This window comes from Halapricum salinum, assembly GCF_004799665.1.
Taxonomy (GTDB): domain Archaea; phylum Halobacteriota; class Halobacteria; order Halobacteriales; family Haloarculaceae; genus Halapricum; species Halapricum salinum.
In genome coordinates, this window is the sequence record NZ_CP031310.1 from 1,960,886 (window position 1) to 1,985,179 (window position 24,294).

General features: G+C 65.1%; 29 protein-coding genes. 18 read left to right on the top strand and 11 right to left on the bottom strand.

What is annotated here, in order from left to right; translation table 11 throughout:
- Nucleotides 1-39 precede the first annotated feature (39 nt).
- On the top strand, nucleotides 40-285 hold the full coding sequence (locus tag DV733_RS09825; protein WP_049994861.1) for a ferredoxin: 246 nt from the start codon (nucleotides 40-42) through the stop codon (nucleotides 283-285).
- Between the two features lie 63 nt (nucleotides 286-348).
- The gene (locus DV733_RS09830; protein ID WP_049994860.1) at nucleotides 349-1,053 is read left to right on the top strand and encodes a twin-arginine translocation signal domain-containing protein; all 705 of its coding nucleotides are present in this window, start codon (nucleotides 349-351) and stop codon (nucleotides 1,051-1,053) included.
- Nucleotides 1,054-1,113: 60 nt separating this feature from the next.
- Here DV733_RS09830 and ilvA read toward each other — a convergent pair whose 3' ends face one another.
- The 3 genes from ilvA to citZ form a co-directional block, all read right to left on the bottom strand.
- Nucleotides 1,114-2,325 (bottom strand): threonine ammonia-lyase, encoded by a 1,212-nt coding sequence (gene ilvA / locus DV733_RS09835; RefSeq protein WP_049994859.1) that lies wholly within the window; start codon nucleotides 2,323-2,325, stop codon nucleotides 1,114-1,116.
- A gap of 182 nt (nucleotides 2,326-2,507) precedes the next feature.
- A complete protein-coding gene (locus tag DV733_RS09840; protein WP_049994858.1) occupies nucleotides 2,508-2,897 on the bottom strand; it encodes a gamma-glutamylcyclotransferase family protein in 390 nt (129 codons plus the stop codon).
- Between the two features lie 289 nt (nucleotides 2,898-3,186).
- A complete protein-coding gene (citZ, locus tag DV733_RS09845; protein ID WP_049994857.1) occupies nucleotides 3,187-4,320 on the bottom strand; it encodes a citrate synthase in 1,134 nt (377 codons plus the stop codon).
- 217 nt (nucleotides 4,321-4,537) lie between these two features.
- Here citZ and DV733_RS09850 point away from each other — a divergent pair, with 217 nt between their 5' ends.
- Nucleotides 4,538-5,749, top strand: a complete 1,212-nt coding sequence (locus DV733_RS09850) for a potassium channel family protein (RefSeq protein WP_049994856.1) — start codon at nucleotides 4,538-4,540, stop codon at nucleotides 5,747-5,749.
- A 16-nt stretch (nucleotides 5,750-5,765) separates the two neighbouring features.
- On the opposite strand, the gene DV733_RS09855 is transcribed toward DV733_RS09850, so the two are convergent.
- On the bottom strand, nucleotides 5,766-6,029 hold the full coding sequence (locus DV733_RS09855) for a DUF7536 family protein (RefSeq protein WP_049994855.1): 264 nt from the start codon (nucleotides 6,027-6,029) through the stop codon (nucleotides 5,766-5,768).
- A gap of 116 nt (nucleotides 6,030-6,145) precedes the next feature.
- Between DV733_RS09855 and DV733_RS09860 the strand changes: the two genes are divergently transcribed.
- From DV733_RS09860 to DV733_RS09875, 4 genes are all read left to right on the top strand, one after another.
- A complete protein-coding gene (locus DV733_RS09860; RefSeq protein ID WP_049994854.1) occupies nucleotides 6,146-7,102 on the top strand; it encodes a succinylglutamate desuccinylase/aspartoacylase family protein in 957 nt (318 codons plus the stop codon).
- A 211-nt stretch (nucleotides 7,103-7,313) separates the two neighbouring features.
- The gene (locus tag DV733_RS09865; protein ID WP_049994853.1) at nucleotides 7,314-8,441 is read left to right on the top strand and encodes a 60S ribosomal export protein NMD3; all 1,128 of its coding nucleotides are present in this window, start codon (nucleotides 7,314-7,316) and stop codon (nucleotides 8,439-8,441) included.
- A 55-nt stretch (nucleotides 8,442-8,496) separates the two neighbouring features.
- Complete coding sequence (locus tag DV733_RS09870; protein WP_049994852.1) at nucleotides 8,497-8,718, top strand: hypothetical protein; 222 nt, start codon at nucleotides 8,497-8,499, stop codon at nucleotides 8,716-8,718.
- Between the two features lie 45 nt (nucleotides 8,719-8,763).
- Nucleotides 8,764-9,819, top strand: coding sequence for a class I SAM-dependent methyltransferase (locus tag DV733_RS09875; RefSeq protein ID WP_049994851.1), 1,056 nt, complete (start codon nucleotides 8,764-8,766; stop codon nucleotides 9,817-9,819).
- 292 nt (nucleotides 9,820-10,111) lie between these two features.
- Here the strand turns inward: DV733_RS09875 and DV733_RS09880 are convergent, their stop codons facing one another.
- Both DV733_RS09880 and DV733_RS09885 read right to left on the bottom strand, forming a co-directional pair.
- The gene (locus DV733_RS09880) at nucleotides 10,112-10,585 is read right to left on the bottom strand and encodes a hypothetical protein (protein WP_161569348.1); all 474 of its coding nucleotides are present in this window, start codon (nucleotides 10,583-10,585) and stop codon (nucleotides 10,112-10,114) included.
- A gap of 42 nt (nucleotides 10,586-10,627) precedes the next feature.
- Nucleotides 10,628-12,400: a helicase C-terminal domain-containing protein gene (locus tag DV733_RS09885; protein WP_049994849.1), complete on the bottom strand. Its 1,773-nt coding sequence runs from the start codon at nucleotides 12,398-12,400 to the stop codon at nucleotides 10,628-10,630.
- A gap of 82 nt (nucleotides 12,401-12,482) precedes the next feature.
- Between DV733_RS09885 and DV733_RS09890 the strand changes: the two genes are divergently transcribed.
- Nucleotides 12,483-13,820, top strand: coding sequence for a type IV pilin (locus DV733_RS09890; protein WP_049994848.1), 1,338 nt, complete (start codon nucleotides 12,483-12,485; stop codon nucleotides 13,818-13,820).
- 86 nt (nucleotides 13,821-13,906) lie between these two features.
- Here DV733_RS09890 and DV733_RS09895 read toward each other — a convergent pair whose 3' ends face one another.
- Both DV733_RS09895 and DV733_RS17335 read right to left on the bottom strand, forming a co-directional pair.
- Nucleotides 13,907-14,119, bottom strand: a complete 213-nt coding sequence (locus DV733_RS09895; RefSeq protein WP_049994847.1) for a DUF7561 family protein — start codon at nucleotides 14,117-14,119, stop codon at nucleotides 13,907-13,909.
- 86 nt (nucleotides 14,120-14,205) lie between these two features.
- Complete coding sequence (locus DV733_RS17335; protein WP_237560522.1) at nucleotides 14,206-14,379, bottom strand: DUF5786 family protein; 174 nt, start codon at nucleotides 14,377-14,379, stop codon at nucleotides 14,206-14,208.
- Nucleotides 14,380-14,502: 123 nt separating this feature from the next.
- Here DV733_RS17335 and DV733_RS09900 point away from each other — a divergent pair, with 123 nt between their 5' ends.
- On the top strand, nucleotides 14,503-15,342 hold the full coding sequence (locus DV733_RS09900; protein ID WP_049994846.1) for a M48 family metallopeptidase: 840 nt from the start codon (nucleotides 14,503-14,505) through the stop codon (nucleotides 15,340-15,342).
- A 392-nt stretch (nucleotides 15,343-15,734) separates the two neighbouring features.
- Nucleotides 15,735-16,160: an RDD family protein gene (locus tag DV733_RS17120; RefSeq protein WP_049994845.1), complete on the top strand. Its 426-nt coding sequence runs from the start codon at nucleotides 15,735-15,737 to the stop codon at nucleotides 16,158-16,160.
- On the opposite strand, the gene DV733_RS09910 is transcribed toward DV733_RS17120, so the two are convergent.
- A complete protein-coding gene (locus DV733_RS09910; RefSeq protein WP_049994844.1) occupies nucleotides 16,144-16,836 on the bottom strand; it encodes an RNA 2'-phosphotransferase in 693 nt (230 codons plus the stop codon). The two genes, DV733_RS17120 and DV733_RS09910, sit on opposite strands and share 17 nt — an antisense overlap.
- A gap of 86 nt (nucleotides 16,837-16,922) precedes the next feature.
- Between DV733_RS09910 and truD the strand changes: the two genes are divergently transcribed.
- From truD to DV733_RS09935, 5 genes are all read left to right on the top strand, one after another.
- Nucleotides 16,923-18,284 (top strand): tRNA pseudouridine(13) synthase TruD, encoded by a 1,362-nt coding sequence (gene truD, locus DV733_RS09915; RefSeq protein WP_049994843.1) that lies wholly within the window; start codon nucleotides 16,923-16,925, stop codon nucleotides 18,282-18,284.
- A gap of 83 nt (nucleotides 18,285-18,367) precedes the next feature.
- On the top strand, nucleotides 18,368-19,090 hold the full coding sequence (locus DV733_RS09920) for a DUF2103 domain-containing protein (RefSeq protein WP_049994842.1): 723 nt from the start codon (nucleotides 18,368-18,370) through the stop codon (nucleotides 19,088-19,090).
- A gap of 809 nt (nucleotides 19,091-19,899) precedes the next feature.
- Nucleotides 19,900-20,178 (top strand): 50S ribosomal protein L37ae, encoded by a 279-nt coding sequence (locus DV733_RS09925; RefSeq protein ID WP_049995348.1) that lies wholly within the window; start codon nucleotides 19,900-19,902, stop codon nucleotides 20,176-20,178.
- Between the two features lie 26 nt (nucleotides 20,179-20,204).
- Nucleotides 20,205-20,339: a DNA-directed RNA polymerase subunit P gene (locus DV733_RS09930; protein ID WP_049994841.1), complete on the top strand. Its 135-nt coding sequence runs from the start codon at nucleotides 20,205-20,207 to the stop codon at nucleotides 20,337-20,339.
- 7 nt (nucleotides 20,340-20,346) lie between these two features.
- A complete protein-coding gene (locus tag DV733_RS09935) occupies nucleotides 20,347-20,592 on the top strand; it encodes a KEOPS complex subunit Pcc1 (RefSeq protein WP_049994840.1) in 246 nt (81 codons plus the stop codon).
- Between the two features lie 19 nt (nucleotides 20,593-20,611).
- Here the strand turns inward: DV733_RS09935 and DV733_RS09940 are convergent, their stop codons facing one another.
- Complete coding sequence (locus tag DV733_RS09940) at nucleotides 20,612-22,447, bottom strand: ArnT family glycosyltransferase (RefSeq protein WP_049994839.1); 1,836 nt, start codon at nucleotides 22,445-22,447, stop codon at nucleotides 20,612-20,614.
- A gap of 107 nt (nucleotides 22,448-22,554) precedes the next feature.
- Here DV733_RS09940 and DV733_RS09945 point away from each other — a divergent pair, with 107 nt between their 5' ends.
- From DV733_RS09945 to DV733_RS09955, 3 genes are all read left to right on the top strand, one after another.
- Nucleotides 22,555-23,319, top strand: a complete 765-nt coding sequence (locus tag DV733_RS09945; protein ID WP_049994838.1) for an aldo/keto reductase — start codon at nucleotides 22,555-22,557, stop codon at nucleotides 23,317-23,319.
- A 64-nt stretch (nucleotides 23,320-23,383) separates the two neighbouring features.
- On the top strand, nucleotides 23,384-23,773 hold the full coding sequence (locus tag DV733_RS09950; RefSeq protein ID WP_049994837.1) for a prefoldin subunit beta: 390 nt from the start codon (nucleotides 23,384-23,386) through the stop codon (nucleotides 23,771-23,773).
- Nucleotides 23,774-23,776: 3 nt separating this feature from the next.
- Nucleotides 23,777-24,013, top strand: coding sequence for a DUF3194 domain-containing protein (locus DV733_RS09955; RefSeq protein WP_049994836.1), 237 nt, complete (start codon nucleotides 23,777-23,779; stop codon nucleotides 24,011-24,013).
- Here DV733_RS09955 and DV733_RS09960 read toward each other — a convergent pair.
- A complete protein-coding gene (locus tag DV733_RS09960) occupies nucleotides 24,010-24,258 on the bottom strand; it encodes a hypothetical protein (RefSeq protein ID WP_049994835.1) in 249 nt (82 codons plus the stop codon). The two genes, DV733_RS09955 and DV733_RS09960, sit on opposite strands and share 4 nt — an antisense overlap.
- Nucleotides 24,259-24,294: the final 36 nt, after the last annotated feature.

A 24,294-nucleotide genomic window follows, 5' to 3' on the forward strand; every position in this document is an offset into this window, starting at 1 on the left:
GCCCGCCAGTGCTTTGTGTCTCTCGGTCGAACGCCCGGTATGAAAGTCGAGTACGACTACGACACCTGTATCGGGATGTTCCAGTGTGTCGCCGAGTGGGACGCCTTCGAGCGAGACGAGGACGCCGGCAAAGCCGTCCTGACCGACAGCGAGGAAGTCGAGGAGGATCTGTTCGTCCGCGAGGTGCCCGACGGCACGGAACTCGACGCGAAGTTCGCCGCCCGGGCCTGCCCAGTCGACGCCATCACGGTCTACGACGACGACGGCGAGCAACTGATTCCCTGAACGGATCAAACGGCTATTTGAGCATACGTCGACACTTTTTGAATCCCGTGTGTCGGTACGAGTGTGAACCGACGCCACTTCCTGGCTGGTACGGCCTCGGCCGCCGCGCTCCTGGCCGGCTGTGCTAGCAGCGGCGAATCGCCTCCGAACACCGACGATCCGGCGACCGACGACCCACCGAGTAGTGATCCGACGACCGAGCCGCCGACCACCGAACCGCCGACGACAGAGCCGCCGACCACCGAACCGCCGACGACAGAGCCGCCGTCGGATCCGGCGGACGGTGCAGCGCTCGTCAACGGGAGCTTCGAGTCGGATCTGGAGGGCTGGACGAAGGGCAAGGATCTGCCGGCCGACCCCAACAACCCCGACCAGAAGGTCGATTCGGAGATCAAGGTGACGACCGACCGCGCCTCCGAGGGCGATACTGGCCTGTTCGGCTTTCTCGACGGCAGCGCCGACGACGGAACCATCTGGGTCCAGCAGGAGGCCGACCTCTCGGAGGTCTCGACGCTCAAGGTCGACGGCTACAGCGAGCAGGAGTCGTTCAACACGGTCCTGCAGGTCGCGACCTACGCCGGCCCCGTCCCCGAGGACGGCCTCGTCGAGAGGGACTTCGACCGCAGCAACTCGCTGTGGGACCACGAAGGATGGAAGACCTACGAGTACGACGTCGACCACGACGGCGAGGGCCTGATCGCCGTCGGCCTCAACATCGTCTGGGAGACCAACGCTGCGGGGGTCCTCGACAACGTGCGGCTGGAGTAGTCGCCCCGGAGAAAACCGACGGTAGCGGAGTCGACGAATCCATTGACATGGTCCCCCTTCTCACACCAGCACCTCCACCTCGTAGCCGTGTCTCTTCAGCGCGTCGATCAACTCATCGACGTGCTCCGGCCCCTTGGTCTCCAGATCGAGTTCGACCTCGGCGTCGTTCATCGCGATGTCCCGCGACGCGCGGTCGTGCTCGATCGCGTAGATGTTGGCCTGCTGCTCTGAGATCACTTCGACGAGCTGTTCGAGCGACCCCGGCCGATCTTTGAGCACCGTCTTCAGTCGGAGATACCGCCCCGTCTCGATCAACCCGCGCATGATCACCGTCGTCAGGACGTTCAGGTCGATGTTACCACCACAGAGCGCGGGAACGATCACCTCGTCCTCCTCGAAGTCGAACTTCTCGAACAGCACCGCCGCCAGCGGGACCGCACCCGCCCCCTCGACGAGGGTCTTCGAGCGCTCCAGCAGTTTCGTCAGCGCGACCGCAATTTCGGAGTCGCTGACGGTGACGACCTCGTCGACGCGCTCGCGGATAATCTCGAAGGTCTGGGTTCCGACCTTGCGGGTCGCGATCCCGTCGGCGATTGTCTCGACGCCCTCGCGCTCGACGACCTCGCCTTTCTCCAGGGACTGGGCGACGCTGGAGGCCCCTTCGGCCTGCACGCCGATCACGCGGATATCCTCGTCTTTGCCTTTCAGCGCCGTGGCGATTCCCGAAATCAGGCCACCGCCACCGATCGGGACGACGACGGTTTCGACGCCCGGCAGATCTTCGTAGATCTCCAGACCGATCGTCCCCTGACCGGCCATCACCATCGGGTCGTCGAAGGCGTGGACGTACGTCCGCCCTTCTTCGCGGGCGATCTCGTGAGCGCGCTCGGACGCGGCGTCGTAGTCTTCACCCGAGAGAACGACCGACGCCCCGTAGTTGCGGGTGGCCTCGATCTTCGAGATGGGGGCGTGCTCGGGCATGACGATCTTCGAGTCGACGCCCATCCGCGTGGCCGCCAGCGCGACGCCCTGGGCGTGGTTGCCTGCGCTCGCGGTGACGACGCCGGCGTCTTTCTCGGCCTCGCTGAGCGTCGCGATCCGGTTGGTCGCGCCCCTGATCTTGAACGCGCCCGTCCGCTGGAACGTCTCTAGCTTCAGGTGGACAGTCGCGCCTGTCATCGACGAGAACGTGTGTGAGTAGTCCAGTGGCGTGTGCCGGGCGGTCTCGGCGACCCGATCGCGCGCAGCCAGCACGTCCGAAAGCGACAGCATGGGGGAGAGTTGCGCCGCTGGGCTGTTAGGTGTGTGGGAAGGAGAGGGTGAAACGTGTGACAGCAAATAGAGACACTGCCGGGATGAACATAAACCCGATGGAAGCAGACTGAAAGTGAAAGTGCAAGACTGAAGTCGGATGAGGCACGCGTCAGACGCGCGGCGAACGGCCGTCTGATAGATCAATTAATCCTGATAGATGGCTCGCGGGAGTCGAGGTATCGCTCCACGCAATCCGGGAATGGCGCGGCGCTCGGCCAGTCGGCGTCAGCCGCGAGCGCGTCCGGGTCGCCGACGTAGACGGCGGCCCGCGTCGGTGTCTCGGCCCCCTCGACAGGCACCGAGACGCGGATGTAGAGTCCGCGATCGACACCCTCGTATGCGTCGAGGCGCTCGATCTCGTCGGTTTCGAGTAGCCGTCCGCCGACGCTGCCGCCGGGTGCGAGCGTCGGGTACTCGCCGTCGACGCGGTGGAGGCCCGAGAGGGTCGCGGTGCCGGCGTACGAGAAGTCGTCGAGAATCTGTGCGACGCGTCCGCTGTCGGTCAGCGTGCCGTAGACGAAGACGAGCATCCCCCTACCGTTCGTCGACGGGGACGAACTCGGCGTCGCTCGGGCCGGTGTAGCGCGCTCGCGGGCGGATGAGACGGTTATCTACCACTTTTTCCTCGTCGGGTATCCTCGCTCACTGTGTTCGCTCGCGGGTCACTTCGCTCCCCGCTCGCGCGTACGAGACTCTCACTCCGCTCGAGTCTCGCGCTCGCTGCGGGTACCACTCCTCGCAAAAACTTGGGGAAAAAGGCTGCCGTCTCACGCTGTTCGACGGCAGTGAACCGACGGCTTCGCCGTCGGATATCTTCCATTACCGTTCGTCGACGGGGACGAACTCGGCGTCGCTCGGGCCGGTGTAGCGCGCTCGCGGGCGGATGAGACGGTTGTCCTCCTGATATTCGAGGACGTGCGCGATCCAGCCGCCGGATCGGCTCATCGCGAAGATCGGAGTGAAGAGGTCGATCGGGATGCCCATCTGGTAGTACGTCGACGCCGAGTAGAAGTCGACGTTCGGCGCGAGGTCCTTGTTCTCGGCCATATACTGCTCGATGGCCTGACTCATGGAGAACCACTTGTAGTCGCCGGCAGCCTCGCCGAGGTCGCGGGACTTCTCGCCGAGGATCTTCGCCCGTGGGTCCTTGACGTTGTAGACGCGATGGCCGAACCCGGGGACGCGCCGGCCGTTTTCGAGCGCGTCGTCGACCCATTCGACCGCCGACTTCTCGCTGTCGTCGACTTCCTTGAGCATCCGCATGACGTTCTGATTGGCCCCGCCGTGGAGGCCGCCCTTGAGCGTTCCAATCGCACTCGTCACCGAGGAGTAGATGTCCGACATCGTCGAGGCGGTGACCATCGCGGCGAACGTCGAGGCGTTGATTCCGTGGTCAGCGTGGAGGACGAGGGCCATGTCGAACACCTCCGCGAGAGTATCGTCGGGCTCCTCTCCGTTGAGCATGTACAGGAAGTTCGCGGCGTGGCTCAGGTCTTCTCGCGGTTCGACGGGCGCTTCGCCGTCGCGCAGGCGTTTGTACGCGGCGACGATCGTCGGCATCTTCGCGGTGATCCGCATTCCGCGCGTGAGATCGGCCTCCCGGTCCCCGGGCTCATTGCCGGCGTCGTCGTAGGCCGAGAGCATCGACGTGGCGGTCCGGAGTGCGGCCATGGGGTTCTCTTCGGCCGCTGCGAGTTCCTCGACCGTATCGAGAACGCCGTCGTCGACGGCGCGGTAGCCGGCCATCTCCTCGGCGAACGTCTCCAGGTCGTCTGCGGCGGGCAACTCCCCGTGCCAGAGGAGATAGAGGACCTCCTCGTAGCTGGCCTCACGTGCCAGGTCCTCGATCGTGTAGCCCCTGTAGATGAGCCGTCCAGCGTCGCCATCGATGTCGCTCAGTGCTGATTCGGCGACGAGGACACCTTCCAGACCCTTCTTGAGGTCGTCTGACATACCTTCTAGGTCTCGACCTTGGGGGAAAAACATTGTCGTTCGCCCGTCTGGTGACTGTCTGTTTCGGATCGAAACTAACACAATTTCGGCTATTTCTCCGACGATCGGGCAGAATCGAGGGTGATATCTCGTCGAGTGGCTGGATTTGGCCGATTCTACCCCCCGATGCCGGCGTCCGGCCGAACGCTTTTTTCTACTGCCCGCGAATCGCCATCCTATGGACGAGGAGGTCGGTTACGAACCGGTCAGCGTCAAGGACGTGCTGGCCGAGATGAAAGACACCGCCGAGCTGCTGATCGATCTCTCCTACTCGGCGGTGTTGCTGGGCAGTGACGACATCGCCGAGGAAGTGCTCGACCTCGAAGCCAGGATGGACGTGCTCCACCTCCGCGCCCGGATGAGCCTCTTGATGGCCGCGCGCAATCCCGAGGACGCGGAGGCGCTCGCGCCCGTTCTCGGCGTCGTGGGTGCGGCCGAAAAGATCAGCGACGCTGCCGGCGATATCGCCAAGATCGTCCTCGAAGACATCGGCCTGCCCGAAGCGATGCGGGCTGCCCTTCCGGAGGCGATCGAGACACTCGTCCGGGCCACAGCCGTCGACGACTCTGCGTACGTCGGTCGAACGCTCGGAGCGATCAACCTCGAAACCGAGACCGGCGTCCGCGTTATCGCGATCCGCCGCGGCGGCGAGTGGCTACTCAACCCCGACGCCGAGACGACGATCGAGGCCGGCGATGTCGCGCTCTTGCGGGGACCTACCGACGGACTCGACAGGGTCTACACCGACGTGACCGGTGAGACCTACGAGACGCTCGAGCCGCCGACCGAGGAGTTCGACGACCTCGAACGCGCGGTCGACTCGATCGTCCTGATGAAGAACATGAGCGAACTCGCGGTCGATCTGGCTTACGGATCGGTCCTGTTCGACAGCGAGGCCGTCGCCGAAGAGGTCCGCGAGCTAGAGGCCGAGGTCGACGCCCTCCAGTCGCGCTTCGAGGCCTGGACCCTCCGCTCGGCGAGTCGTGTCGACGAGCCGATCAACCTCCGGGGGTTGGTCCACCTCGGCCGCTCGACCGAGGTCATCTCCGACGCCGCCCTGGAGATCAGCGAGGGCGTCCTCATGGGGATCGGCACGCATCCAGTCGTCGCCGCGGCCGTCGAGGAGAGCGACGAGGTGATCGTCCGGGTATCGGTCGAACCCGACAGTGACCTCGCGGGCACGACGCTGGGCGAGACGGCAGTCAAGACAGAGACGGGAATGCGTATCATCGCGGTCCGCCACGCCGGCCGCGAGAGCCAGCGCACCGGGCGCGAAGGTAGCGACTGGGTCATCTCGCCGACGGCGGCGACCGAGATCGAAGGTGGAGATATCCTTCTCGCGAAAGGCACTCGAAGCGGCGCGTCGCGACTCTCGGAACTGGCGTCGTAGGCGACGCTCGCTGCTATCAGAGATCTTTTGCCAGACGTCGCGCTCGGAGCGCGACCAGGATCGTCGTCACGAGCGCACCGAGCGCCAGCAACAACGACAGGGCGAGCCCGACGTACCAGACACTCGATCCGAACCCGGCCTCGCTGGGGAGGCCGACGAAGGTCGCGAAGACGACGATCGTGACGACAGTCGCGAACACGAATCCCTGAAGCGCGTGCTTGCGGACGTTCAGTGCGTCCAGAAAGCGTGCCCGACCTGACTCGGCTCGATCGTTCGACACGCCCGCTCGTAGGAGCGACAGCGTAAAAATCGCACCGATACAGCGTCCACGCGTGCTTGCAACCGCTACAGACGGAACCGAACCGCCTAAGACGGTCCGTCTGCCCAATTTTAGTAATGACGAGTCTCGGTACGGCGAGTGCGGCCCCGGGTGAGATGGACACGGGGCGGCTGTGGGTCGGCGAGACGCGCGACGGGACCGACGTCGGGCTGCCAGTGGCAGTGATCAACGGCGCTGATTCGGGCAAGACTCTCTACGTCCAGGCCGCCAGTGATGGCGACGAACTCAACGGCGTCGGCGTCCTCCAGCGGTTCGTCCCGCAGCTCGATCCCACGGAGCTGTCGGGGACGATCCTGATCACGGGGATCGTCAACTACCACGCTTTCCAGGTCGCCGAGCACCGCAACCCCATCGACGACACCAAGATGAACCGGGCCTACCCCGGTGACGCCGACGGGACGTCGACCGAGCGGATCGCCGCCGCGACCTTCGACGCCGCCACGCGGGCGGATCTGGTGGTCGACCTCCACCAGGGGTCGACCAGCCGGATGATCAACGAGGTCCGCGTGCGGTGTGGGCGGCGCCACCGTCGCCACCAGGCCTGTCTCGAACTTGCGAAGGTCTTCGACTGCGGCCACGTCCTCGATCAGAAAGGCCCCGACGGCCAGCTCGCCCGCGCCGCCCCCGACGAAGGAATCCCGACGATCGACCCGGAACTGGGCGGCTGTGTCGGCTGGGACGAACAGAGTATCCAGTACGGTGTCCAGGGGCTGTGGAACGTGCTCGACTACTACGATTTCCTCCAGGGAGAGGTCGAACTCACCACGCAAACGCGGGCCAGCGGCTTCGACCAGTACGGAGCGCCCGCCGGCGGGCTCGTCGACTTCAAAGTCGATCTCGGTGAGGAAGTCACGCGCGGCGATACCCTCTATACGATCACCGACGTCTTCGGCTCCAAGAAGGATGTCGTGACCGCCGACTCGAACGGGATTCTCTGGCGGACTCGGCGCCTTCCGCAGGTTGCGACCGGCGAGTACGTCTGTTCGGTCGGGACGAACGTGGACACCTACTAGACCACTTAGTTTCCACTTTTTACTGCGTCGGGTTCGAGTCCCGCCTCCGGCGCGCTCGAACCTCTCCTTGCAAAAACTTGGGGAAAAACGACCTGCTGACTCAGCCTTCGGCTTCGTCAGCAGTGAAACGCCGCCTCCGGCGGCGTATGCTGGTCCTGATGCCGCCAGCAGAACACGCCGCTTAAACGCGCCAGCCACGTACGACGGGCCAATGAGTCGATCGGGCGAGTTCTGTCCCCGCTGTGGCGACCCCATCGAGCGCGAGTCCGGGGTCGAGTTACCGGACAGCCCCGGCCAGCGCGACCCCGACAGCGTGCTCTGTGACGCCTGCTACTTCGACGAGTTCGACCTCGTGGACGCGCCCGACCGGGTTCACATCCGCGTCTGTGCCCGCTGTGGGGCAGTCCACCGCGGGAATCGCTGGGTCGACGTCGGAGCCGAAGACTACACCGACATCGCGGTCGAGGCCGTCTCGGAGGCCCTCGGAGTGCACGTCGACGCCGAGAGCGTCTCCTGGCAGGTCGCCCCCGAACAGGTCGACGCCACGACGATCCGGATGCACTGCCAGTTCTCGGGCGTGATCCGCGAGACGCCGGTCACCGAGGAGGTCGTCGTGCCCGTCAAGATCGCCAAGGAAACCTGCAAGCGCTGCGGGAAGATCGCCGGCGGCTCGTTCGCGAGTATCGTCCAGATCCGCGCCGACGAGCGCACGCCCACGAGCGATGAACTCGAACGCGCCCAGGCGATCGCCGAGGCCTACGTCGCCGAACGCGAGGAGACCGGTGATCGGGACGCCTTCATCACCGAGGTCGGCGAAGTCGAGGAGGGCCTGAACATGAAAATTTCGACCAACAAACTCGGCCAGGGGATCGCCCAGCACGTCGTCCGCGAACTCGGCGGCTCGTTTTCGGACTCCGAGCGGCTGATCTCCGAGGACAGCGACGGCAACGAACTCTACCGGGTGACGTACGCCGTCCGCCTGCCCAGATACCGCTCGGGCGAGATCATCGACCCCGAAGACGGCGACGGTCCGGTGCTCGTCAAGAGCGTTCAGGGGAATCTCAAGGGGCTTCGACTGGCCTCGGGCGAGCAGTACGAGGCCTCCTTCGAGGACGAGGACGCGCCTGATGCCGAGCGCCTGGGGATGGTCGAGGATGGCGTCGAGACGACGCTCGTCGCGGTCGAGGACGACCACGCCGTCCAGGTGCTCGATCCCGAGACCTACGAGACGAAGTCGATCCCCCGACCGGACTACCTCGATACCGAGGCCGATCAAATTCCGGTGCTGAAGAGTCGTGCTGGACTGCACGTGCTCCCAGCTGACGACTCGACGGTCTGAGTCGGGCCCGAATCGACCCGCCATGATTTAGTACTGAGCCGATCGTTCTGGTACTATGGCAGAGAATCCGATAGAACAGGGCCTGCTCACGCGGACGATCTTCGGTCTCGTCATTATCTTCCTCATCTCTCTCGGTGGCGGGACTGTCGCGACCGTGTTCCTGGAGTGGGACGTCCCGTACGGTGCGTGGATCGGCGTCGTGGTCGGCGGTGGGCTGGTTCTGATCGCGTTTGTGATACTGTACAATCGATACGATGCCCAGTTCGAGAGCCAGTAGTGCCGTATCGAAACCGTTTCTCTCTGTGATCCCGTTGGACCGATAATGAACGACGACCGGCTGGCGATCGTCGTCGCCAAGCCCCGCGCTCAGGACGTCATCGACGCCCTGCAGGAGGAGGGCGTCTACGACGCCGACCGCAGCGTCGCCGAACACGGCGCGGACGCCGTCGCGATCCCTGTGACGGAAGCGCCCGAGACCGTCGCTTACCGCGAGGTCGTCCAGCAGGTCGGCCAGCCCCGCCTCCGCACGCTCGAAGACCACCTTCGAGAGCGGGGCTGGACCGACGAGGAACTCGACACTGCACCCGGGTCCTGGGCGGTCATCGGCTCTGTGGTTCTGGTCGACATCGGCGACGCACCCCGACCCGAGGAGGTCGGCGCGGCCCTCCTCACGATGCACGGCGAGGCCGACACGGTGCTGGCTCGCGGCCCCATCTCGGGCACCCACCGTGAACCCGACGTCGAGGTCTTGGCTGGGGAGGGCGACACCCAGACTGTGCACCGCGAGCACGGGATCGCGTACGGACTCGACCTCGCCGAGGTCATGTTCTCGCCGGGCAACAAGGCCGAGCGCAAACACATGGGCGACACAGTACGGAAGGGTGAGCGCGTCCTCGACATGTTCGCGGGAATCGGCTACTTCACGCTCCCGATGGCCGCCGCGGGCGCGGAGGCGATCGCCATCGAGCGCAATCCGACAGCGTTCCAGTTTCTGCTCGAAAACGCGATGCGAAACGGGGTTCAGGACCACGTGCAGGCGTACCGCGCGGACAACCGCGACGTCCTCGCGGAGGGGCTCGACTCGTTCGGCGAGGCTTCGACTGTGGATCGGATCGTCATGGGCTACTACGACGCGACGGAACCGGACGACGAGGGCGGCTACACCTATCTCGATCCCGCCATCGACGCGCTCGCACCCGGCGGGATCATCCACGTTCACGAGGCGACGCCCGAGACTCTCGTTTTCGAGCGCCCGATCGAACGGATCGAGGCGGCCGCTACGGCCCAGGACCGAACTGTGGAGGTTCTCGATACCCGCCGCGTCAAAGGCTACAGCGAGGGCGTCGCCCACGTCGTCGTAGACGCTCGACTGGAGTGACACTGAGCGCGAGGCTTCGTGTCGTCGCGAAAAACCTAATTGTGCTGCTCTCGGACTGCCCGTATGGACCGTCAACAGATCGTCGCGATCGTTCTGGTCGTGCTCATGCTCGGCTCGTCGATCGCGTACGCCGTGACCCTGATCTGACACTGCTCGACGAACTCGGGCTGGTTTCGAGTTCCGATTCATCTCGGATCGGAATTATCGTCCTCCGGTTCGCGACTCCACTCCCGTCTGACCAGAATCCGGCCTTCTTCGACGCGATCCTCGAACAGCGATCGATCCTCCTCCCTCAGAACAGTCCAGCGACGCCGCTGAGGACGGCTCCAAGCCCGAACAGCCCGACGATCGCTCCGACGCCGAGCGCGAGCTTCTGCCAGCGCGTCCACCGGAACAGTTCCGACTCCGAGAGCGTCGAGACGACGAACAGCCCGTCACCTTCGGGTGGCTGGATCACGCCGTCCGACGGTCCCGTGACCGTTCCGCCCTCGGCCGTCGGGTGCACGTCGCCGAGGACGTACACCGAGTCGCCGTCCTGAACCGTCCCCTCGTAATAGCGCCGGTCGCCGTCCTTGTTGCCCATATCGACACCGACCGACTGGTCGAACTGCGGCCGGAGATTCGGCTGCTGGACGACGAAGTCCTCGATGTGATCCGGCGTCGACTTGATCGCACGTGCCACCCGGAACTTCCCGTATCCATAGTACCCGATTCCACCCCCGATCAGGAGCAGCACACCACCGATAACGATACTTGCAACAGACACGCCTGTGAGCATTCGGTCCCCGGACGTGAACGTTTCTGTTCGCTACTCCGTGTCCCAGACGTCGGCCATCGGGCTCCGTTTCGAGCGACTTCCCGACCGTGACGAGCCACCCGAACTGGAGGATTGCGATCGCGTCCGCGACTGCCCGCGTGAGCGTCGCGACCGCGTGCTCGTCCCGGCCGTCGCTGCACCGGGATCGAACTGGGGGAGATCCGGGGCCGTCATGCGGTCGACCTGCTCGGCGAACCACTCGGGCATGTCCGTTCGAGCGCGCTCGAACAGGTCCAGCAGCGAGTCGTCCCCGAGGTATGTCGCCCCGTAGTCGTCGGGCGCACGAACGACCCGTCCACAGGCCTGGATCACGGTTCTGAGGGCCGAGCGGTAGTACCAGCCCCACTGGCCGTCTTCCAGTCGCCGGGCGACTCTTGAATCCCGGGTGTTCGGATAGGGGGCCTTGCAGAGCAGTTGCCAGCGACAGAGATCACCCTCCAGGTCCAGGGCTTCTTCCATCTTCACCGAGAGGAAGACGTCGGGGTCGTCGCTGCGCTGCCAGGCCGCCAGTTGCCCGTCCCGGTCTTCTTTCTCGTGGCTTCGAATCCGTGAGCCGACACCGAACTCCGACAGCAGGCGCGCCAGTTCGTCTTTGATCGCGTAGGAGTGGCAGTGCACCAGCCCTTTCTCGTCGGGGTGGTGGGCCATGATCCGCACCAGAACACGAGCGATCTTCGGCAGCGTCTCCTCGCGGTGTTCGTAGGTCATCTTTCCCTGGGTGACGTCGTACAGCGGCCGGTTCTCGACGGGGAAGGTGTGGGGAACGTCCACCAGCGCAACGCGTTCGGGATCGAGCCCGACGTTCCGGCAGAAAGCGTCCTTGTTGAGGATCGTGGCAGAGAGGAGTGCGAATTTGTTGCCACGATCCCAGACAGTATGGCCCAGGAAGCGCTCGGGGTCGAGTGGTTTGATCGTTACTGACGATCCTTCGCCGTCGGGCTGGTCGACGACCCACGTCGTCGCGGCCTCGGGGTCGCGATACTCCTCGCGGAACCACTTCAGGTCCGACCGCAACTGCTGGAGGCGGTCGCGTTCTGCGGCCTCTTCGGGGTCGATCTCGGCGTTGCCTCTGAGTTCGGAGAGCCGGCGGTCGGCAGCTTGAATCAACCCTTGCGCGTAGGCGGCGGCGTCCTCCAGATCCTCGACGTTCGGGGGTTTGCGGGCGTCCCACACGGGAACGGTATCGGGTCGCAGGTCGATGGTGGCGTACATCTCGGCCCACTCGCCCAGACCGTGGGCCTCGTCGATGACGACGACGTCGCGGGTGCCGAAGACATCGCTGCCGGCGGTCTGCATGAAATAGGCGAGGGTCATCGCCGCGATCCGGCGGTTGGCCGCGATCGCCCTGTCAGAAAAGTACGGACAGCGGTGCTTGACCTGACAGTCGAACTCCCGCTCGCGGACGCAGGGTGCCTGGTCGACGGGAGTGTCGGTCTCTCCCGGCAGAATACAGTCGTAGTTGTTCTTCCCGCGGATGATCGACAGATCGTCGAGCAGCGAATCGGAGGCCACGTCGTCCAGTTGCGAGACCTGCGGCGTCGTGTAGAAGGCGTCGATCGGCTGGCTCGCGGAGGCCTGACTGCCCTCACGAGCACAGCCGGCGATGGCCCGCGCCAGGAGGGACTTGCCGCTGCCGGTCGGTGCGCGAACGAGGACGACGTCGTTGCCGGCCTCGAACGCCGCGCGGATGTCCGACAGGGCCTGTTTCTGGGCTCCGCGGTATTCGGGCGCAGGGAAGGCTTCCTCGATACGAGACGGGTCCACACTCAAGTGGGAGAGCGGGGCCGCCCTAAACGTAGCGGTCGTCGGCGTAACAGTTTTATTCCTACTCCGGGCTGCTTCTTGTATGGCAGAACGACGCGTAACGAGGCGGACAGCACTCAAGACTGGGGCCGGAGCAGGCCTTCTCACGGCACTGACTGGCTGTCTGGACAGTGGGTCGAGCAGCGACAACGGCGACGGCCCGAGTGGTGGTGGCGGCGGCAGCGTAGACGTCGTCCCGTCGAACGCGAGCGCGGTCGTCTCTCTCGACACCGGGGCGTTGCTCGACGGCGAACTCGTCCGCCGGAGCTTCGACCGGGCACTGGAACTCGTCCAGCAGCAGCGCTCGGCCGAGCTCCCGATCGAGAGTTACGAGCAGGCGCTCTCGATGGCCGAGTCGGAGATCGGCCTCGATCCCAGGGGTCTGCAGTGGGCGCAGTTCTTCTCGGATCCGTCTGGATCGACTGCCGGACTGCTCTTCGAGGCCGACTGGAGCGAGGAGGAGATCGTTACGGCTGTCGAGAGTGAGGGGCCCACGCTCACCAGTCGCTCCGAGAGCGGTCATACGATCTACGCCGACGAGGAGGGGAGCGAGGGGATGGTCGCGCTCGCCGACGGCCGCTTCCTGCTGGCCGAGAGCGCGACGATCGACTCGGTCCTTGCGGTCCTCGCAGGTGACGCCGAGCCAGTCAGCGGGGCGCTCGCGGACGCCTACGCCGACACCGCTGGGATGATGCGTTTTGCGGCTGACGTCAGTGACGCCGATCTCGGTGGGGACGAGCAGCTGTCCGCGGTCGACGACGCAACGATGGTTTCGGGCTCGCTCACCGCCAGCGGTGACACGCGAACGTTTCGGATGGACGTGTCGATGGCCGACTCGGATTCGGCCGCCCGGATGGCCGAGCAGGCCAACGCCGCGCTCACGCTCGCCGAAGGGCAGCTCGACCAGTACCCGGAAGTCGAGCAGTACATCGAGAACCCAGAGCAGCACCTCGATGCAGTCGGGGTTACACAGTCGGGCTCGACCGTGACGGTCACCTACGGCGGGAGCGTCGACCTGGTCGCCGAAGGTGGGATGCTCATCCTCGCGGCCGTCGTCGGCTCGTTCGTGCTGGGGATTGGCGAGAGCACTGCGCCCGTCGCTCCGCAAGCGTCGTTCAACTGGGACTACGACGGCGAGTCCGTGACCATTACTCACCAGGCTGGCGACGTGATCGACGGTCCGAATCTCTACGTCCGCGGATCCACCGGGAACGGAACCATCGACAGGTCGTGGGCAGCGTACGGCGTGACCGAGGTCTCCGCGGGGACGAGCGTTACCGTCGAGGACGTTTCCGACGCGTACGAACTCATGCTCGTCTGGGTCGGTGATAGCGATGGGAATTCTGCAGTTCTCTCCGAGAACCTGGGCCCCGACGCCTGATAGTGATTATTGTAGGTCTGTTCCGGATCGATCGCCCGACAGCGGACGGTCGTACCGGTAAATCGTTACAATAATCACTACGACCACTACTCGACTGTCAGTGCTTCGACGTCCGCGGCGGTCGCCTCGCGGTCGTCGGGCAGTCGCTCGACGCAGTCGAAACAGAGGAAGTGCTCGCTGCCGTCGGCCAGTTCGAGGTCGACGCCCCCGCTGGAGCCGCCGGCTTGACTCCAGAAGTCGCTGATTCCGCCGGCAATACGGGTCCGCTCGTCACAGCCGTCACAGCGCTGTGTCGACATTCGGACGTGCTTGGCGCTGGGAGTGGAAAAGTCTTCTTCGCGGGTAGTGTTGCCACTCACGAACTCGGGCCGAGACCGAATTCCCGTCAGGACGATTTGATCTCTTCGAACTGATCGAGGAGGTCCTCAGTCGACTCGCCGCTGTCGTACTCGACTTTGCCGTGGTAGGTCGTCCGCTCGTCGTCGAAACTCGCGTCGACCTCGCTGTTTTTCCGCTCACGGCGTTCGTATTCGTCTTCGTCGAATGCACCCATCGACATAGTGTACCACACTCACGCTTGTTCGTTCTCATTTATGAATGTAACGCCCACTCATGGCTATTGTTGGCACACCACTGCCGATGCCACGAAATTTATACGGGTCAGCGCCCAACCCCCGGTACAATGAGACATCCAGGCCTGAAACTCCGAATGGCGGTCGTCGGATCGATCCTGTTCGGATTCTACGCCCTCGTTGCAGGGTTGCTCTACCTGACCTTCGGTGGGACGATGACCGTTCTCGCGGCCGTCCTGGTGGGCAGCGTCCTGCTGATCGGTGCACAGTACAAGATCGGCAAGTGGGGCGCCCTCAAGAGTGTCGGGGCACAGGACATGCCGGAAGACGACCCGCGCTTCCGTGAGATCCACCGGACCGTCGAGGAGCTGAGCGACGAGATGGGGATCGACAAGCCCCGGCTGATGATCGCGGACATGGGCGTCCCCAACGCCTTCGCCGTCGGTCGAAAGGGTGCCGGCGTCGTCGTCGTCTCCTCACAGCTCATCCAGTTGCTCGACAAAGAGGAACTCGACGGCGTGATCGCCCACGAACTGGCCCACATCAAGAACCGCGACGTCGTGATGATGGTCATCGGCCAGGGGATCGCGACGATCGTCGGCCTCGTGGCGCAGTTCGCCGTGATGTTCGCCGGCGACAACGACATCGCCGACCTCTTCCTCGGTATGATCGTCGGGAACATAGTTCAGTTCCTCGTCATGTTGTTCGTGCTGGCGATCTCGCGCTACCGCGAGTACGTCGCCGACAGTGACGCTGCCGGTGCGATCGGCCAGGGCGACCCGCTCGCCCGCGCGCTCGAGAAGATCAGCAACACCGACCACAGCCGGAGCAAGGTCAGTGAGGAGGCCAGCGCGCTGTGTATCTTCGGCGAATCGAAGAGCTTCCTCTCGAAGATCGTCTCGACGCACCCGCCGACCGAAAAGCGGATCGAGAAACTCCGTTCCTACTAGGAACCACTTTTTCCGCCTCGGGTTTCCTCGCGCGCTTTGTAGAGCGCGCTGCGGGAACAGCGTTGCGGCTTCGCCGCAACGGCATTCGGTCGCGGGCGTCGCCCGCGACCCGCGGCGCAAAAACTTGGGGAAAAAAGCCGGAATCGCCTTGGGAGGGCGATTCCGGAGAAACGGCGACTCTGTCGCCGTATGCTGGCCAACTCTACAGCAGCAGGCCTGCCCTTCCCCGGGTCGCGCGCTCACGGGTCACTGCGTTCCCCGTTCGCAATCGAGACGCTCCCTGCGGTCGCGTCTCGCACGCGCTCCCGGCCACCGCTGGCAGTCGGACGTGTCGAGGGCATACCCTGGCGTCCGGCGTCACGTTCAAATCGTTGCGGTCCCCCGTCAGAGACGTGTCCGAGACACCGTCGCCAGCACCGTTTCTCCCGCGGACGGCCGCGTTTCTCTGCGATCAGGTCGTCGTCCTCGTGCTCGTCGTCGGGCCACTCGCCGTGGCTGGCGTCGATGTCCTCGCACCCGCGAATCGGACGCCGATCTTCCTCGCGCTAATGGGCGCGGCCTTTACCTATCACTTCCTGCTAGAGTGGCTGTTCGGGACAACCCTCGGCAAACGGGGATTCGATCTCAGAGTCGTCGCCGACGACGGTCAGCCGCTCGGACTCTGGGGCTCGTTCGTCCGGAACGCCCTCAGACTGATCGACGGCCTGGGCTACTGGACGGTCGCGACAGTGATCCTCTTCTATCGCGGTGACGGCAAGCGTCTCGGGGACGTGCTCGGGCGGACGCTGGTCGTTCGAGCGACTACCGACGCTCGATGAATCTCGGGGGGACGCGATCGGTCGTGAACACCTCGCGGCCACGCTTCGTAATCTCGTGACCCGTTTCCTGCATCGCGGCCGCGTCCACTTCCAGAATCACGGGCTCGTCGGCGTGTCTCGACCCCACTTCTCGGGCCGCTTCGACCGTCCCAGAGAGGTGGACCTGCTGGCGATTCATCGGCTTGAGTCCCTCGGCGAAGATCGCATCGAGGTTCCGCGGTGCGGTCCCGTGATAGAGCGTTTCGGGAACGGGCATCTCGCCGGCTTCGAGATCGACCGCGACGGAGTGGCCGTAGGCGGCGCGGATTCGATCGTCGCTGCTCACGGGCCGGCGCGCTCCCCGTTCGCGATCGCGGTTTCTCGCGCCGCTCGAAACCGTGCCTCGTTCGAATCGCCCTTTCGGATCGGTGGTGACGACCGCCCGGACTGCCGCTCTGTCGGCCCAGTCGTACTTGCGCTCGACGGCCGCCACCAGCGAGTCCGAGTCGGTCCAGCCGCCCTCGTCGAGTTCGATTCCGACATCGTCGGGGAAATGTCGGAGTGCGCCGCTGAGGAACTTCGAGAGCTGTCGTCTGCGAGCGCCCGAGAGTACGGGCTCGAGCGATCGCTCACAGACGGGACACGTTTCGCCCTCGCAGGGGCCATGCTCGGGACAGACGGCGACGGGACTCGTCATTCGGGGGAGCGTTTCGGGTCGAACGGGAAAAGCCGTTCGTGACGACAGGGCTTTACTCCTCGCCCGGCAGGGTTTGACCAACGCAGATGCGCGAGGCTCATCCACTGGAGCAGGCCGTCGGGATCGACTACTACGTCAGCGACGCCGACGGGATCGGCGGGCGTCTCCGGCAGTCGCCCGAGGACTTCCGCGTCGAGGAGATCGAAGCCTTCGAGCCCGAACCACTCGACAGTGATCCCGGCGGGTATCCGCACGTCCTCCTGCGGGTGACCCTCCGGAGGTGGGACACCAACGACTTCGCGAGCGCGCTCTCGGATCGGCTGGGGATCAGTCGCGAGCGCGTCGACTGGGCCGGCACCAAGGACAAGCACGCCGTCACGACCCAACTGTTCACAGTTCGAAAAGCCGATCCCGACGCCATCGCCGCCGTCGATCTCGACGGTGCGGACGTCGAGATTCTGGGGCGCACAGGTCGCAATATCCAGTTCGGCGATCTGGCGGGCAACCGATTCGAGATCACCGTCACAGGGCCCGACCAGACCGAGACGATCGAATCTATCACCGCCGATCTCCGGGCGTTCGGTGGCGACGAGGATTCGGGTGGTGAGGACGAGCGAGTGGGCGTGCCCAACTTCTTCGGCCAGCAGCGCTTCGGCAGCCGGCGTGCGGTGACTCACGAGGTCGGACTGGGGATCGTCCGCGAGGAGTGGGAGGACGCAGTACGAACGTACGTCGGCAATCCGAGCGAGCGCGAACGTGAGAATACTCGCGAGGCCAGAGCGACCGTCGAGGAGTTGTGGGACGACCGGGAGTGGCAGGACGCTCTGGAGACGATGCCGAGCTATTTGGGCTACGAGAACGCGATGCTCCAGCGACTCGTCGAGAACGACAGCGACGACCCCGAGGACTTCCGGGACGCCCTGGAGACGCTGCCCTCGAATCTCCAGCGGCTGTTCGTCAACGCCGCTCAGTCGTACGTGTTCAACCGGATCTGTTCCGAACGACTTCAGCGGGGGCTGCCGTTCGACGAACCCGTCGCGGGCGACGTGATCTGTTTCGCCGAGTCGGACGCGCCGGAGGGAGTCGAACTGCCAGATACCGACCGGACGCAGGTCGTGACTGAGCGACGGGTCGACACGGCGCGTCGGCACGTCGAACGCGGGCGGGCGTTCGTCACCGCGCCGCTGGTCGGCACCGAGACGGGGTTCGGCGAGGGTGAGCCCGCTGACATCGCCCACGAGGTGCTTGCCGACCTGAATCTCGAACGCTCGGACTTTGACCTCCCCGGGGAGTTCGATTCTTCGGGGACGCGACGGGCGGTCCTGGTTCGGACGGATCTCGATGTCTCGGGTGAGGATCCGACCTTCGCCTTTGCGTTGCCGAAGGGGTCGTACGCGACGGTGTTGCTCCGGGAGTTCATGAAGGCGGACCCGGACGACCTGGCGTAGCGCCCGGACGACCTCGCGTAGCGCCAGGGCATACTGGCCCCGAATCGTCCGGCTTATTCGCGCCGAGGCCCGATACACTGCCAATGGAGTGCCGGCAGTGTGCCTCGCCGCTCGATCGCCCGGGCGACTACTGTCTGGTCTGTCGGACACAGAATGCGGAGGCCGTCCTGCTGGATCTGAGCCGCGATCGCGCCCGGATCGTCGCCCTCCAAGACGATTCGGTGGTCGGCGAGCGAACGATCACGACGACGCCCGAAGACGGCGACGAGACGGCCGTCATCGAGTTACGAAACTTCGCGGGGCTGATCGCCGACGAGGTCCGGCGCAAGCGCCCCGAGGAAGTGTACGTCACTGGCGATCGCGAAGTCGTCGACGAGGTGCGGGGGCAGTTGCACTATCCGTTCTACCGGGTGCGAGCCGAGGACCCCGTCGCGCACGTCATCGAGCGCCGTGGCGAGCCCGCCCTGGACGTGGTCGAGACCGCGCCCGCCGACAAACTCGGCGGCAGCCATTCGACGCTGATCGGCGGTCGCGACGGCCAGCGCGCCATCTACACGGTGGCTGGCCATCCCCACGTCAAGAAAGTTATCCCCGGGCCGATCGATGCCGGCGGTGGCGGGTCCCGAACTGGCGTGCGGGCGAAGGCGACCCGTGCTGGCGACGACGGGAACGTCCGACTCCTCATTCGAGATGGGTCGAGTGTGCAGGAGAACCGCGTGGTGACGACGGCGGGCGAGCGGGAACTCGGCGAGCACGTTCGGGCCGACCTGAACGAGGCCCTCGAAGACGAAGATCTGCAAGACTGATTCTCTGATGGACGTGCTTCTCGCAGGCTAGGACACAGGGATTCTACTGCGAACAAGCAGGGAAATCCCTCCAATCGCTGGCTAGGAGACAGAGACAGCAACGTGAACTCCGCGGGAAAGCCCTCGCCTCGCTGGCGGTCGCTGAGCAGGATATTCTCGCTTCGCTCGAATAGAGCCTGCTCAGCGACTCCCTTTCAGCGCCAGCGAGTCTCTCCCTTTCAATCCACCAGGAACAACAACAACAGCACCGCCACCGCACAGCAGGCCTGCCCTTCCCCGGGTCGCTCAGGCGCGACTCTTGTCGCGCCACTCGCTCTCGGCCACCGCGGGGCGGTCAGGAAGCGTGTCGCGGCGTCCTGCGGAGCGAAGCGACGCAGGGCTCGCGAGAGCTTGCTCTCGCGGCGCGTCCGCGCCGCGACCGGGGAGGTGCGGGAGACGTGACCGAAGGGAACGTCTCCGAATGAACGAGCGGGGAGAGCGAGGCGCGAACGAAGTGAGGGCCTCGAATGCGAACGGCGCAGCCGTGAGCGAAGCGACCCGTGAGCGAGTGGAGTCGCTCTGTCGGATATTCTCGCTTCGCTCGAATAGGGCCGACAGAGCGGCCGCGAGTGTGGTGAGGGCTTTCGAGACGTAATCATCCGCGTGATTGCTAGCGTGGTGAGGGCTTTCGAGACGGTGTTGATAGTTGTGTCGTTATTTCCTAGCGAGCCTAATGGGGATGTTCCCGAGCCATCCCGTGTGTCCCAATCACAGATTCCTAGCCGTGACTCGTAGGGTTTATGAATATCGTCGGCCGAGAGTACGGTACTATGGCCGAGAAAACGGGACGCACCGGGAGCGCAGGGCGCTTCGGTGCGCGCTACGGGCGTGTCGCCCGGCGTCGCGTCGCCGAGATCGAAGCAGAAATGAACGAGGACCACACCTGCCCCGAGTGCGGCGAGGACCGCGTCGACCGCCAGGGGACGGGCATCTGGCAGTGCCAGGCCTGTAACTACGAGTTCACCGGCGGGACCTACCGCCCCGTCACGCCCGCGGGCAAGACCGTCCGGCGCTCCATCCGCGCGGCGCTGGCAGAGGACGAAGAATAAACCGTCTCCAGACCTCAATCACAGATATGAGCTACAAGTGTTCTCGCTGCAAGCGCGACGTCGAACTCGACGCCTACGGCGGCGTTCGCTGTCCTTACTGCGGGCACCGCGTCCTGCTGAAAGAGCGCGCCCCTGACGTCAAAGAAGTCGACGTCCAGTAACGCGGCGATGGCCCACGAGGCTGTTTTCACCGCCGACTATCCGACTCCCGAGGCTGCACGCCGCGTCCAGCGAAGCGTCCACCTGGAAGCCGGCGACATCGAGGGCGATCGCACCCAGGCGACGGTCGAGCGCGACGAGGCGACCCTCACCGTCACCATCGAGGCGGCGGATCTGATCGCCCTGCGAGCGGGGATCAACACCTGGGCGTCGCTGGTCGAGGTTGCTGAACGCTGTAGCGGCGCAGACGCATAGCGTCGAAAAGCGGCGTTTCTCAGGGCGGCCCGGCGACCCGGACCGTGACGTTCGTGGGTCGCGGTAGCGGCTCCGCACAGGAGCCGGTGTGCTCCAGCAGGATCACGAACTGGTTGGCCTGCAGTTCCTGCTCGTCGCCGTACTGGTCGCTGTGAGGGTAGATCCCGAGTTCGAGCAGGTCGACCAGCGAGCCAGCGGCGGGCCGGTCGGGGACGTAGTTCGGCGGCTGCTCGCCGAATTCGGCGGCGATCTCGTAGCCGTAGGACTCGTTCAGCAGGCTCCGGACGTAGGCGGCGTGGACGCTGGTGTTGTCGCGCGTGTAGGTGCTGCGCTCGTCTTCGGGGATGTCACGGAGGTACAGCAGATCACGGTGCGTCAGTTGAATATAGTCGGGGCAGGGTTCGAGCGTCTGGTTCGTGTTGGCGACGTAGGGGTACTGGACGTCCATCCAGTGGGGGACGGCGGCCTCGTCGAACCCGCGAACGTACAGTTCCATGGTGGCCTCGCGGTCGACGTTGTCGTCCATCCAGGCGACGGCCTCGTCGCGGGGCATCGACCCATATTGAACCACACCGACCCCGGCGTAGAGCCCGCTGCTCACCAGCAGGAGGGCGACGACCGCACGCGTAATTGTCGGCCGTTCCTCCCAGAGGGGGGCGAGCCAGCGGGCCAGGAACACGAGGATCAGCGGCAGCGTCACGAGCAGGTGGTGGGGTCGAAAGTCCCGCCAGTTGGCCATCACGAGCACGTGCAACAGCACGTAAGTCAGCAGGACGACCGAGGCGTCCAGCTCGGGCCAGCGCTCGCGCACCCGGAGGATAGCCACGCCGACGCCCGCGATCCCGGCGAAAAACAGCGGGAGGCCCAAGGCCTGGAAGTACCCGCGGAGCAGCCACCACCAGGCGCCGGCGTCGGGACCGTTGCCGTCGATGACCCGGTAGGCCGGGCTGCCGAACAGCCGCGTAATGAACTCGACGACCCCACCCACGAGCAGCGTCGGGAACGAGAGCACGATCACCAGCGCGCCCAGCCCCATCCCCTTCAACAGCAACTCCCGATCCGCCAGGGCAGTCTGGATCGTCCCGCCCTCTCGATAGGTCCGGTAGAGGTGGGCCAGCCCGATGGTCGGGACGATCAGCGCGGTCGTGAGTTTCAGCCCCATCGCGAGCGCGCCGACCGCACAGGCGACGTAGAACCGCTGGCGATCGCCGGTGTCGACGTACTGGACCAGCATGTACAGCGCCACCAGCAGGAGAAAGAGGCTGGGGATGTCCTCGCCCACTTCGTGCGTGAGCGTCACCAGTCCCCACGTCACCGACATGAAGGCAGCGGCCAGTCGCCCTGCTCGCCGGTCGTGGAGGTAGGTTCCGATCCGGTAGACCAGATAGACGACCCCGAGCGCGAAGGCGACGCTCGTCAGGCGGCCCAGGATGATCGACCAGTTCCAGATCCACGCTGGCGTGGCGTGCCACAGCGGCCAGAACCCGAACTCCTCGATCGGGATACCCCAGCCGGTCAGCGCCGAGGCCTCTCCCGTGAGGACGGCCGCGACGACGACCGGCAGCAGGACGAACCCGTAGAGATACAGCGTCGCGCCGAAGGGTTCCCGACCCCAGATCACTGCCTCCTGAAGCGTTCCCACTCCGGGATCGGCCAGCATCGCGCCGTAGACGACCAGCGGGTCGAGCAGCCGGTCGCGGCCGTCCCAGGTCGCGAAGTTGGGTATGCCGTGCCAGATGTAGGTGACGCCGAGCACCAGCGCGACACCGAAGATAGCCAGCAGATACGGGTCCTCGCGAACGTCGGCGACCAGTCGTCGCTTCGCCTGCCCGGCCAGCGTCCGAACGTGTCCCATCTAGCCCTACAGTGCCCAACTGCAGCCTAAAGGGTTGCTCTTCGCACTCGGCTCCGAGTAGAGCGGCGTCGACAGTGGGAAGGCAGACGGCACCGAACCTCGCGGACATGGACCTGCCACCAGTCGGCCTCGGCACGATGGGCGTCGACGACCCCCACGTCGTCGAGACGGCGCTCGACGTCGGCTATCGCCACCTGGACACCGCACAGATCTACGAGAACGAACGCGTCGTCGGCGAGGGCCTCGCTTCGAGCGACGTCGCCCGCGATGAGGTGACTCTCGCCACCAAACTCTGGATCGATAATCTGGCTCCCGAAGCTGTCGAATCCGGGACCCAGGCGAGTCTCGACCGACTTGGCGTCGAGGCGGTCGAGCTGCTGTACGTCCACCGTCCCCGTGGCGGCTACGATCCAGCGGGAACCATGCGGGCGCTCGACACCGTCCGCGAGCAGGACTTGACCACGCACCTCGCGGTGAGTAACTTCACGCCCGCGCAGTACGAGACCGCCCAGGCCCACTGCGAGACTCCGATCGTGGCCAACCAGGTCGAGTTCCACCCCCTGTTTCAACAGCAGGACCTCCTCGACCACGCTCGCGAACACGACTACACGATCGTCGCGTACTCGCCGCTGGCCGGCGGAGAGGTCTTCGACATCCCGGAGGTGCAGTCGGTCGCCGAGAAACACGACACCTCGCCGGCGGCGGTGGCGATTGCCTGGGCACTGAGCTACGACAACGTGGTGACGATTCCGAAAGCGAGCAGTCGCGCGCACCTGGCGGCGAATCTCGCTGCCGCCGATCTCTCGCTCGATCCCGAAGACGTGCGGCTGATCGAGGGTATCGACCGGGAGGTCGAGTTGTTCCCGGAGTGAGCGGCCAGCCTCGTTTCGAACACAAAAACGTGGGTTTAACACGGCGGGTCTCCACGGTGGGGATATGCAGGGTAATCTGCCGCCGGAAGCACAGGAGAAGCTCGAAGAGCTACAGGATCTGCAGGAGACAGCCCAGAACGTCGCCACGCAGAAACAGCAGGCCGAGACCCAGCTCGCGGAAGCCGAGAGCGCCCTCGACGCGCTCGAGGATATCGACGAGGACACGGGCATGTACCGCCAGGTCGGCGAACTGCTCGTCGAGAGCGACTACGACGACGCCTACGACGACCTCGAAGAGAAGGTCGACAACCTGAGCGTCCGCGTCGAAACTCTCGAGAAGCAGGAAGAGCGCGTCCAGGAGCAGTTCGAGGACCTCCAGCAGGAGCTCCAGCAGATGCTCGGCGGCGGCGGTGGCGGCGGTCCGATGGGCGGCCCCGGCGCTGGCGGCGACTGAGCCATGCCCGAGGACGCCGAGGTCGTAGAGACGGCCGCCGAGGCGGCCGAGAACGTGATCTTTTCGCGGTGTGATAACTCGGCAGTCACCGACTTCGACGTCACCGTCACCTTCGAAGACGGGATTCTCGAAGTCGACGTCTACCTCAACGTCGACGATCCGACGGTCGACGAAGGTCGAGTCGCCGACGACGCCGCACTGGCCGCTCGGAGCGCCGTCGACGACCTGTTCGACGACTAGGCGAGTTCGTCACCGGGTTCGGGTGACTCTTCGCCCTGGTTGCGGATGAACCCGGTCCGGAAGGCGATCCAGCCGAGCACGCTGATGAAGAGGATCGGGGGGAAGATCATGAAGCCCCACAGCGGATCCAGGCCCCAGAAGAGCAACAGCACGAGGTTCGCGAGGCCGAGCGCCAGGAACGGCGCGACCGCCAGCGCCGCCTGCTTGCGGTTCAGCGTGACCTCGGTCTCGGTGGGGGCGCTCATGACTTCCAGTTAGGGTCGCCGATAGAAAAGCGCGAC

Coding starts and splice junctions, on each gene's coding strand:
- DV733_RS09825 (WP_049994861.1), top strand. CDS start 40: ATGAAAGTCGAGTACGACTACGACACCTGTATCGGGATGTTCCAGTGT.
- ilvA (WP_049994859.1), bottom strand. CDS start 2,325: ATGCTGTCGCTTTCGGACGTGCTGGCTGCGCGCGATCGGGTCGCCGAG.
- DV733_RS09840 (WP_049994858.1), bottom strand. CDS start 2,897: ATGCTCGTCTTCGTCTACGGCACGCTGACCGACAGCGGACGCGTCGCA.
- citZ (WP_049994857.1), bottom strand. CDS start 4,320: ATGTCAGACGACCTCAAGAAGGGTCTGGAAGGTGTCCTCGTCGCCGAA.
- DV733_RS09850 (WP_049994856.1), top strand. CDS start 4,538: ATGGACGAGGAGGTCGGTTACGAACCGGTCAGCGTCAAGGACGTGCTG.
- DV733_RS09860 (WP_049994854.1), top strand. CDS start 6,146: ATGACGAGTCTCGGTACGGCGAGTGCGGCCCCGGGTGAGATGGACACG.
- DV733_RS09865 (WP_049994853.1), top strand. CDS start 7,314: ATGAGTCGATCGGGCGAGTTCTGTCCCCGCTGTGGCGACCCCATCGAG.
- DV733_RS09870 (WP_049994852.1), top strand. CDS start 8,497: ATGGCAGAGAATCCGATAGAACAGGGCCTGCTCACGCGGACGATCTTC.
- DV733_RS09875 (WP_049994851.1), top strand. CDS start 8,764: ATGAACGACGACCGGCTGGCGATCGTCGTCGCCAAGCCCCGCGCTCAG.
- DV733_RS09890 (WP_049994848.1), top strand. CDS start 12,483: ATGGCAGAACGACGCGTAACGAGGCGGACAGCACTCAAGACTGGGGCC.
- DV733_RS09895 (WP_049994847.1), bottom strand. CDS start 14,119: ATGTCGACACAGCGCTGTGACGGCTGTGACGAGCGGACCCGTATTGCC.
- DV733_RS17335 (WP_237560522.1), bottom strand. CDS start 14,379: ATGTCGATGGGTGCATTCGACGAAGACGAATACGAACGCCGTGAGCGG.
- DV733_RS09900 (WP_049994846.1), top strand. CDS start 14,503: ATGAGACATCCAGGCCTGAAACTCCGAATGGCGGTCGTCGGATCGATC.
- DV733_RS09910 (WP_049994844.1), bottom strand. CDS start 16,836: ATGACGAGTCCCGTCGCCGTCTGTCCCGAGCATGGCCCCTGCGAGGGC.
- truD (WP_049994843.1), top strand. CDS start 16,923: ATGCGCGAGGCTCATCCACTGGAGCAGGCCGTCGGGATCGACTACTAC.
- DV733_RS09920 (WP_049994842.1), top strand. CDS start 18,368: ATGGAGTGCCGGCAGTGTGCCTCGCCGCTCGATCGCCCGGGCGACTAC.
- DV733_RS09925 (WP_049995348.1), top strand. CDS start 19,900: ATGGCCGAGAAAACGGGACGCACCGGGAGCGCAGGGCGCTTCGGTGCG.
- DV733_RS09930 (WP_049994841.1), top strand. CDS start 20,205: ATGAGCTACAAGTGTTCTCGCTGCAAGCGCGACGTCGAACTCGACGCC.
- DV733_RS09935 (WP_049994840.1), top strand. CDS start 20,347: ATGGCCCACGAGGCTGTTTTCACCGCCGACTATCCGACTCCCGAGGCT.
- DV733_RS09940 (WP_049994839.1), bottom strand. CDS start 22,447: ATGGGACACGTTCGGACGCTGGCCGGGCAGGCGAAGCGACGACTGGTC.
- DV733_RS09945 (WP_049994838.1), top strand. CDS start 22,555: ATGGACCTGCCACCAGTCGGCCTCGGCACGATGGGCGTCGACGACCCC.
- DV733_RS09950 (WP_049994837.1), top strand. CDS start 23,384: ATGCAGGGTAATCTGCCGCCGGAAGCACAGGAGAAGCTCGAAGAGCTA.
- DV733_RS09955 (WP_049994836.1), top strand. CDS start 23,777: ATGCCCGAGGACGCCGAGGTCGTAGAGACGGCCGCCGAGGCGGCCGAG.
- DV733_RS09960 (WP_049994835.1), bottom strand. CDS start 24,258: ATGAGCGCCCCCACCGAGACCGAGGTCACGCTGAACCGCAAGCAGGCG.